11 protein-coding genes are annotated in these 8,366 nt (G+C 62.5%); 3 read left to right on the top strand and 8 right to left on the bottom strand.

Annotated features, from left to right (window positions below):
• Positions 1-116, top strand: a 116-nt coding sequence (locus AC1DEZ_RS25035; protein ID WP_476780967.1) for an integrase core domain-containing protein, incomplete at its 5' end; no start/stop codon positions are given.
• A 16-nt stretch (positions 117-132) separates the two neighbouring features.
• Here the strand turns inward: AC1DEZ_RS25035 and AC1DEZ_RS25030 are convergent.
• On the bottom strand, positions 133-828 hold the full coding sequence (locus tag AC1DEZ_RS25030) for an SDR family NAD(P)-dependent oxidoreductase (RefSeq protein WP_476780963.1): 696 nt from the start codon (positions 826-828) through the stop codon (positions 133-135).
• 195 nt (positions 829-1,023) lie between these two features.
• Here AC1DEZ_RS25030 and AC1DEZ_RS25025 point away from each other — a divergent pair, with 195 nt between their 5' ends.
• Entirely contained in the window at positions 1,024-1,920 is an 897-nt protein-coding gene (locus AC1DEZ_RS25025) for a LysR family transcriptional regulator (RefSeq protein ID WP_476780962.1), read from the top strand.
• Positions 1,921-2,212: 292 nt separating this feature from the next.
• Here the strand turns inward: AC1DEZ_RS25025 and AC1DEZ_RS25020 are convergent, their stop codons facing one another.
• A complete protein-coding gene (locus AC1DEZ_RS25020; RefSeq protein WP_476780961.1) occupies positions 2,213-2,815 on the bottom strand; it encodes a M15 family metallopeptidase in 603 nt (200 codons plus the stop codon).
• Positions 2,816-3,028: 213 nt separating this feature from the next.
• Here AC1DEZ_RS25020 and AC1DEZ_RS25015 point away from each other — a divergent pair, with 213 nt between their 5' ends.
• Positions 3,029-3,601 (top strand): FAD-dependent oxidoreductase, encoded by a 573-nt coding sequence (locus tag AC1DEZ_RS25015; protein WP_476780960.1) that lies wholly within the window; start codon positions 3,029-3,031, stop codon positions 3,599-3,601.
• A gap of 48 nt (positions 3,602-3,649) precedes the next feature.
• On the opposite strand, the gene AC1DEZ_RS25010 is transcribed toward AC1DEZ_RS25015, so the two are convergent.
• From AC1DEZ_RS25010 to AC1DEZ_RS24985, 6 genes are all read right to left on the bottom strand, one after another.
• Entirely contained in the window at positions 3,650-3,817 is a 168-nt protein-coding gene (locus AC1DEZ_RS25010; protein WP_476780959.1) for a hypothetical protein, read from the bottom strand.
• Between the two features lie 766 nt (positions 3,818-4,583).
• Positions 4,584-5,606, bottom strand: coding sequence for a PAS domain S-box protein (locus AC1DEZ_RS25005; RefSeq protein WP_476780958.1), 1,023 nt, complete (start codon positions 5,604-5,606; stop codon positions 4,584-4,586).
• 32 nt (positions 5,607-5,638) lie between these two features.
• Positions 5,639-5,935 carry a hypothetical protein gene (locus AC1DEZ_RS25000; RefSeq protein WP_476780957.1) on the bottom strand — a complete coding sequence of 99 codons (297 nt, stop codon included), beginning with the start codon at positions 5,933-5,935 and terminating at the stop codon, positions 5,639-5,641.
• On the bottom strand, positions 5,920-6,534 hold the full coding sequence (locus AC1DEZ_RS24995; protein ID WP_476780956.1) for a hypothetical protein: 615 nt from the start codon (positions 6,532-6,534) through the stop codon (positions 5,920-5,922). Before AC1DEZ_RS24995 ends, AC1DEZ_RS25000 begins: the two co-directional genes overlap by 16 nt.
• Positions 6,531-7,415, bottom strand: a complete 885-nt coding sequence (locus AC1DEZ_RS24990; protein ID WP_476780955.1) for an ABC transporter permease — start codon at positions 7,413-7,415, stop codon at positions 6,531-6,533. The genes AC1DEZ_RS24995 and AC1DEZ_RS24990 overlap by 4 nt, the downstream gene beginning before the upstream one ends.
• Positions 7,412-8,353 (bottom strand): ABC transporter permease, encoded by a 942-nt coding sequence (locus AC1DEZ_RS24985; RefSeq protein ID WP_441514145.1) that lies wholly within the window; start codon positions 8,351-8,353, stop codon positions 7,412-7,414. Before AC1DEZ_RS24985 ends, AC1DEZ_RS24990 begins: the two co-directional genes overlap by 4 nt.
• Positions 8,354-8,366: the final 13 nt, after the last annotated feature.

Genomic DNA, 8,366 nt, shown 5'->3' with positions numbered 1-8,366 from the left:
GTTGGCGCCAGCACTACAACACCAGGCGCCCGCACTCCTCGCTCGGCTACAAGCCGCCGGCCCCGGCAGCTATCCTGCCGTCGTCGAACATGGCCGCAAAGCCGACCATGCATTAGATTGAAGCCGGACCACTCAATCGGGGCAGGCCAAGTCGTTGGACGCCAGAAACAGCGCGGCTCCCGCTATCTCCTCGGGAAGGCCCATCGTCCCTCGCGGGATCAGGGACTCGAACATCTTCTTCGCCTCCTCGGTCAGAACCTCGTCCTGCATCGGGGTGGCGATCGGTCCCGGGTGCAGCACGTTCACCCGGATGTTTCTGCCCTTCAGCTCGTTGAGCCATCCTCGCGCGAAGGCGTGCAGCGTCGCCTTGCTCGCCGCGTAGACGCTGTAGCCGGGAAAGCCCTTCAGTGAGGCCACCGAGCCAGTCATGAAGATCGACCCGCCGTCGTTGAACAGCGGCAGCGCCTTCTGCACCGTGAACAGCGTGCCGCGCGCGTTGAGGCCAAAGGTCTTGTCGAAGAGCTCTTGCGTGATCTCGCCCAGCGGCGCCGCCTCGCCGATGCCGGCGCTGGCGTAGAGGACGTCGATCCTGCCCTTCTCCTGCTTCACCGTGTCGAACAACCGATCGAGGTCGTCGAGATTGGCCATGTCGCCTTGAACGGCGGTGACGTTACGGCCGATCTGCTTGACGGCCTCGTCAAGCGCCTCTTGCCGCCGACCGGTGATGAAGACATAGGCGCCTTCGTCGACAAACCGCTTGGCACTCGCCAGCGCCATGCCGCTCGACCCGCCCGTGATGACCGCGACCTTACCGTCCAGCTTACCCATGATCGTCTCCTTTGGGTTCCTTCGTGGCCGTGAGAGGACGACCCGAGAGCCCCGAGATGGCCCTGGCGGCGCGCGACGGTGAGTGCGGAGGCGTGAACATCGGTGGTGCGAAAACTAACCGGGTGAATTGGATGGCAACATCGGATCACTGCGCCCCAGCTTTGAAGAGGCACCTTTCCGGTGCAGGATTATGCTATGATCGATTGGGACGATGTTCGCTATTTTCTGGCCGTCGCGCGCGCCGGCTCAGTGCGGGCCGCCGCCGAGCGCCTCGCCGTGAACCACGCGACCGTGCTGCGGCGCGTCGCTAAACTGGAGCAGCGGCTCGGGGCGGGAGTGTTCGAGAAATTGCCGACGGGCTACCGCCTGACGACGGCGGGAGAGGAGGTTTTGGAGTTCGCCGAGCAGATGGAGACCTCGTCACACCAACTGGAGGCGCGCGTGTTCGGGCGCGACCGGAGCGCGCGCGGCCTCTTGCGGCTGACGCTGCCGCCTTTCCTCGCGACCCATCTGTTCATGCCGGACCTCTCTGATTTCGCGCGCCTGCACCCCGAAATCGAGATCGAAATCATGTCGACCGGGGAGGTCGCGAACCTGACCAATCGAGAGGCCGATGTGGCGATCCGCTTCGTCGTCGACCGCAAGACCCTCCCGCTCAATCTCCACGGCCTGATGGGACCGGAACTGGCCAGCGGGGTCTACCTGTCCCGCGACCTGCTGGCGAAGTGGCGGGCGGGCGCGCAGAGGCCTATCCGGCCGATCGTCATTAACGATCACGGCATCCCGGACTGGGCTCGCGCGGGCGAGATCCGAACTGCCAAGGTACCTTTCAGGACCCCGGACGCCGAGGCGCAAATAGCCGCGGTTCGCCAAGGGATCGGCTTGACGAGGCTGCCGTGCTTTGTCGGCGACTCCGATCCCCAGCTGACCCGAGCGCCAGGTATCCTGCCGCAGCGCAACGGCGTGCTCTGGCTCCTCACCCATGGCGAGACCCGCAAAACCAAGCGCGTTCGGCTGTTCATGGAATTCGCTTCCCACAGGTTCGCTGTCTACGCACCGTTGCTTGCGGGGCTGTCCGTATCGAGCAACTGACACGGCAAGTCTTCCGCGACACTGTGGAGCATACGACACCTTGGAGGCACCCCGTTGTCGCGTTGGAACTAAATGGGAGACAACGCATCGCGCAGAATGTCCGGTTTATACCGCGCAGCTGAGTTCAGCTATTGGCGCAGCTTAGACACGGCCGATGGAAACAATGAGCTTGGCTCTGGGCTGAATTACTTTACCACGGAGCCCGAACTGCTTCTGGAAAAAGCTTGTGGTGCTCGGCGCGCTGCCGGGATTTGGCAGCGGCGACGGCTGCTCAGATCACCGCTTGCGGGCGTTACGGCGAGACAAGCTCGAAATGCGAGCGGTCCATGTGCTTGTAGCCGTGGAAATGACCACCCCATCGGAGCGATACGCCCAATTCACGTCCGGCCTGCGCCAGCGCGTCAGCAATCCGATTCTGAATTTCCGGATCAAAGACGATCTGTCCCGTCTGGTCGAGCGGCCATAGGTCCACTGCCTTGCCCGACCGGTGCGAGCTGTCACTGGTCAGTGACCAGCCCCAGGCAACCGCCATGCTTTGCTGTTTGCGGTCACGTCTCCCGGAACCGATCACGAAGAGCAGCCCTGGATTATCGGCTCGCGCCTTCCGCACGACTTTGGCGAGGATTGGTCGGATGGCCCGAAGATTCGCCTCGTGGTTTGCCAGTGGATTTGAATTCCATGCGCGGAACATTGCGAGTTGATCCCGCCCGAATTCATCCCGAGGGGGAATTTTCGCGTAGATGCCGCCCGGCCCGTACCGCAGCGGATCGGCAAGGACATCCGGCGAAGTACGCAATCTACCACCTGGTTCGCTGTGAGCTCCGCTGTTCAGGCCGAAACTGAAGAGCGCAATGCACCACAATCTCCAGTGGTAACCTGCCTTTCCACGCATCATGACCCGCACAATCGCAGTCCGATGGTGCCAAAGGAAGGCGGCCGCTTGAGTTTGAGCTCAAGCAAAGTTGAGCGCCCGCCAAGGAGCAGGCTGCTTTCGGCTTGGCATGTCCGGTTCCGGGTGATCGCCCAATGTCCGACTCTGGCGCACGATGGCCGGGCGGATCAGGCCTCGTATGACTGACTGGGTCGATTATTGGTCAGGTTGGTCATGATGGCCCGGCGCCCCGTGATCGGCCGCCTGCTCGGCCCCGGCATCGCGAGCCTGCTACGGCCAACCCGCGAGATCCTGCACTGGTATCGGGTCGATCCCTCGGTGCCGGCGGGCTGGGACGAGGCCCCGGTCTACATCTGGTCCTACGGCCCGCGCCCGGAGGACGGCTTCTACGGCTTCCCAGCGCGGGACGGCGCGGTGAAGCTCGCTCACGGTGAGAAAACGCACGGCGTCGATCCCGACGATTTCGACCGCTCGAGCGAGGATGGAGAATCCAGAGCCTTCTATTCGCGTGCGGCAGAAGGTCGGCTGAAAGGGCTGCGGATCGGCGAGACGCGGCGCAAGACCTGCCTCTATACAGTCTCGCCCGACAACGGCTTCATCATCGATCGCTGGCCGGACAGCGAGCGCGTGCTCGTGGTGTCCCCCTGCTCGGGGCACGGCTTCAAGCATTCGGCAGCAATCGGCGAGGCGGTCGCCCAGACGATTTTCGATGGCGCGAGCGGCATCGATCTGTCGAGCTTCGGGTTGGCCCGGTTCCGCGATCGCACCGAACTGCCGATCTCCAGATGAGCCGGTGGCGCGACGCTGCCCCCCGGATGGGGCGGCCGCCGCGCCGGTTCATTCCACGTAGGAGAGATAGCGTTCGCCGCTGTCGGGGAAGATCACCACGATGGTCTTGCCGGCATTCTCGGGCCTGGCAGCCAGCGTCAGCGCGGCAGCGGCCCGATCCGAAACGAGTTTCGGCGGCCGATGCTTCGCCTCTCTGTCCCGCTCGCGCTCCTGCATTCGCTTAGCCTGCGCTCGTGCTTCATGTGAGCCGTCTCTGACGCCGCAGCCCAAGAACACCAGTTGCCCAGAACAGTTGCATCCTTCCCTCGAAGGATGGCCCGCACGGCCGGGCCCACGCTTTCCTCCAAAACACGTCCATGAACCGTATCATCCTGGCGCTTCTCGCCTTGGGATCGCTGTCGCTTGCCGGCTGCCAGACGCCGATCCGCTGGGCGTGGCGTTGGCGCGACGGTCCGCCGACGCTGCCGCCACCTAAGCCGCACGGCGGATAGGAACGAAGGATGCGGTCGCGCGTTCCGCCTTCGAGACACCTCGAATCCTCACCTGGCGCCGTCAGCCTCGGCTGTCGGGGCCTTTTTTGTGTGAACGGACCCCGCCAGAGAGCTTGGCGTTTGGCCATAAATAATGGGACACCCTATGCCTGGATATCGTTTCACCACCGACAACGGGAGGTGGACAAGGCGACGAGGCTTTGGTCTACCCCGATGACAAAGCCGCCGCGCACGCCGCTCAGGAAGCTTTGGCCGACATGGCTAAAGAGGAGCTCTTGACGGTCCGGCGCTGGATCTCAGCGCGTCTGTCGAGAAAGATGATGGTCAGCCCGTTTACCGTGCAACTTTAAAATTCAGGGGCGAGACGGCCGAGCAAGCTCAAGGAGCGGCGGCCGCAGACGACGCGTCCACCGATGACGCGGTCGAAGCAGTCCAGGGGGCGCTGGATAGTCGCCAAACGTAGGGCGGTGTTGCAAGCCGATTGAGGCCCATCAAGCTAGGGACGTTTTCGGAATAGAGAGCGAAAGGGCCAGACCTGACTCCTGCCAATCTCGCTCGACGGTAGCGTGTAATGCGCCAGCCAATCCTTGCTCCAACCTGCTACCGAAACCTGCAGCTCGTAGGACGGGGGCAGGTCCGCCCATCTCCTTCCAGGTCAGTATGAGGTCATCATCGGAACGAGAAATCTCGATCATGAGACGGCCGGCATCCCTGGACAATGATCCATGTTTTGCGGCGTTCGTAGCCCATTCGTGGAGCAACAGAGCCAAATTGGTGACGGCCTTTCCCCCTATTTCACAATCGTCGCCGCAGACCTCGATCCGGTCATCGAGGGCGTAGGGTTCCAGGATGACTTGGACGAGCGAACGAAGCGTCAAGTGCCCGGAATCGGGCCCGTGGGAACGGTCCGCGAGGATCAGTTCGTGGGCCCGAGCCAACGAAGATAGTCTGGCCTGCAGCCCATCGATAACCTCGGCTTGATTACCCTTCGAGCGGGCGCTGATAGAGACGATTGCCGTTGCCAGGGCGAACAGGTTTTTGATGCGATGATGCATCTCGCCGATCAGCAGCTGCTGTTGCTGCTGAGCTCTCAGGCGTTCGGTGATGTCACGGGCAATTTTAGAAGCGCCGACGATTTTACCAGCTTCATTACGGATGGGCGAAATTGTCAGCGAGATGTCGATCAGTGAGCCGTCCTTGCGTCGACGTTGGGTCTCGAAATGATCAACGCGGTTGCCCTTCTGGATTTCCGACAGAATCATCGGCTCTTCATTCAGCCTGTCGGGCGGAATTAAGATGGTGACGGATCGGCCTATTACTTCTTCGGGCGGGTAGCCGAACAGCCGCGTCGCGCCGCCATTCCAGCTCTGGATAATTCCGTTCAAGTTCTTGCTGACAATCGCATCGTCCGATCCGTCGATGATCGCTGCCAGCCAGTCTCTAGGATCTGGCGTACTCGTGCTGTCGTCTAATTCTGGCCGCAGAAATGCCGAAACTACCAGGCTATCCGACAATCTAGCCTCCGCCATATTGTACAAAGGCAACGCTACCGCATGAAATCGCTGCTTTGCTTCGCCGCGCGCGCTATCCGGTGAATCCAGACGCGAACACTATTTTGACGATTGGCCTTATCCGACGCTACCTTGTCAAGTTGCACACTGGTAAGGGAGCGATACTGTTGCTCTGCTTCAACACTGAACTTCACCTCGCCGCCTCGTCGTTCGGCCGTGGTTCGAGCAGCTTGCACCGCCTCTTGGATATGGGGCGAGTGGCCATAGGTCGCCCCCGTAACATCGCGGTAGGCCCACACCGGCCCGACGCGGCAAACTAGAAGCTTCTGCATTCGCGTGTTCCAAAGCAGGTCTGTAAACGCCCCAAATTTACAAAGGTTCCTGCGCATTTCCCTGGGAGGAAGCATAGCCGCTGGCCTTTAGGGGGCTGCGGTTGAACGGGCGATAGGATCAATTCTTTTGCCTGCTGCCGGCCGTAACGAAGGTTCTCGCCGACTATCGCGATATCATTATCGAGATCGTCACGACCTATGAGCTCTCGGACGTCGTCGCCGAGGCGTTCGACGCCGCCGTCAGGCTGGGCGAGCACGCCGCCAAAGACATGGTCGCGGTTCGGCTCGGGCCCGACATCCCTATGGCGATCGTCGGGACGCCCGGCTACCCCCCAGCTCAGCCCGCTCCGGCCATGCCGCAGGACCTCGTCGGCCACCGCGGCATCAATCTGCGCCTGCCGAGGCCAGGCACGGTCAATGCTTGGCGACTCGTCCAGGATGAGCGAGAGGTCCGCGCGCGCGTCGATGGGCCGCTGGTCTTCAATGCTGTCAGCGCATACGGGCTCGACTATAAGACTGACGCGAGCCAATACACTGCGCTTCGTTAATGGAGCGATCGCTTTATCAAGATTTACAGGCTGTGTGACATGTTGGTTCAATAGATTCTACGCGGGTCGAGGGCATCTCGCAGCCCATCCCCGAGGAGATTGACGGCAAGCACTGTGGCCGAAAGGAAAGCTGCCGGGATCAGCACGATATAGAACTTGAGCTGCCAGAGCGTCCTGCCCTCCGCCATGATGTTTCCCCAGGACGGTGTAATCGGCGGCGTCCCTGCGCCGATGAAGGACAGCACGGCTTCGGTGACCATCGCCGCCGCGCTGATATAGGTCGCCTGCACAATCAGGGGAGAAAGCGAGTTCGGCAGGATGTGGCGGACGATGATCCGGGGCGTACTCGCACCGGCGGCCGTGGCGGCCTCGACATAGGGCTGCTCGCGTAGGGAGAGAACCGTCGAGCGGACCAGGCGCGTCACGCGCGGGATCTCGACGATCGTCAGGGCGACGATCACGTTGATGACCGAGCCCTTCGTGAGAGCCATCAGCGCGATCGCCAGTAGCATCGACGGGATCGACATCAGCCCGTCCATGATGCGCATGACGACGACGTCGACGCGCTTGATGAAGCCCGCTATCAGGCCGATCAGCAGGCCGCCGGCCGACGAGAGGATCGCGACCGAAAACCCGACCAGCAGCGAGATGCGGGCGCCATACAGGACGCGGGAATACAGGTCGCGCCCGAGCATGTCGGTGCCGAAGAAGAACTGGGCGGAAGGCTCGCGCAGCCGGCGCGCCAGCGACGTCGCCGTCGGGTCAATCGTGCCCAGCATCGGGGCCAGTATGGCGATCGCGACCATTGCGATGAGGACGGCCGATCCGAACGGCATCGTCGGATGCCGCCGCATCAGCTTGAGCGCCTCGGCAAGGCGGGAGCCTTCGGAAGACCTGCCAACGGTGCCGGCGTGGAGCAGGGAGGAGTTCAATAGCGGATCCTCGGATCGACGAGCGTGTAGATAAGGTCCACGGCCAGGTTGACGAGCACGTAGACGAACGAAAAAATCAGCACGAGCCCTTGGATGACGGGGTAGTCGCGGCGCAGGATGGCATCGACGGTCAGCCGCCCCATGCCAGGTATCGTGAAGACGGTTTCAGTGACGACCGTGCCGCCGATCAGCGCGGCGAAACCGATGCCGATAACCGTGATGACCGGCACAGCACCGTTCTTGAGCGCGTGCAGGAACAGGACGGAGTGAGGGCCCAGGCCCTTGGCGCGCGCGGTCCGGACATAGTCCTGCTGCAGGACCTCCAGCATCGATGCGCGCGTGATCCGGGCGATCAGGACGATGTAGACGAAACCGAGCGTGACGGCGGGCAGAATGAGGCGTTGCAGCCACGGCCAGAGCCCTTCCGACAGCGGCGAGTAGCCCTGCGGCGGTAGCCATTGCAGCTTCAAGGCGAAGGCCCATGCCAGGATGTAGCCGACGACGAAGAGCGGTACCGAGAAACCGACCACCGAGACGCTCATGATCGTCCGGTCGATCCAGCTGCCGCTCTTCCAGGCCGCAACCACGCCGAGCGGGACGGCGATGCAGACCGAGAGCAGGAGCGTCAGCAGCATGACCGAAACAGTCGGCCCAACCCGCTCCGCCATCAGCGCCGTCACCGGCTGGCCCGTGAAGACGGAGTTGCCAAGATCGAAATGGACCAGCCGCCACAGCCAGTTGCCGAATTGCACGAGGAACGGCTGGTCCAAGCCGAGGCTCTGCCTGATCCGCTCGATATCCGCCGTTGAAGCCTGATCCCCCGCGATCATCGTTGCGGGATCGCCAGGTGCGAGGAACAGCAGCGAGAACACCGTCAGCGCGACGACCAGCATGACCGGTATCGTCGCGAGGATGCGTTTCAGAATGTAGGCGAGCATGGAGCCGGTCTCC

It is taken from the genome of Allobosea sp. 10L422 (assembly GCF_056395345.1).
The sequence above is the reverse complement of the archived record's forward strand: the minus strand, read 5'-3'. Positions and strand labels throughout refer to the sequence as shown.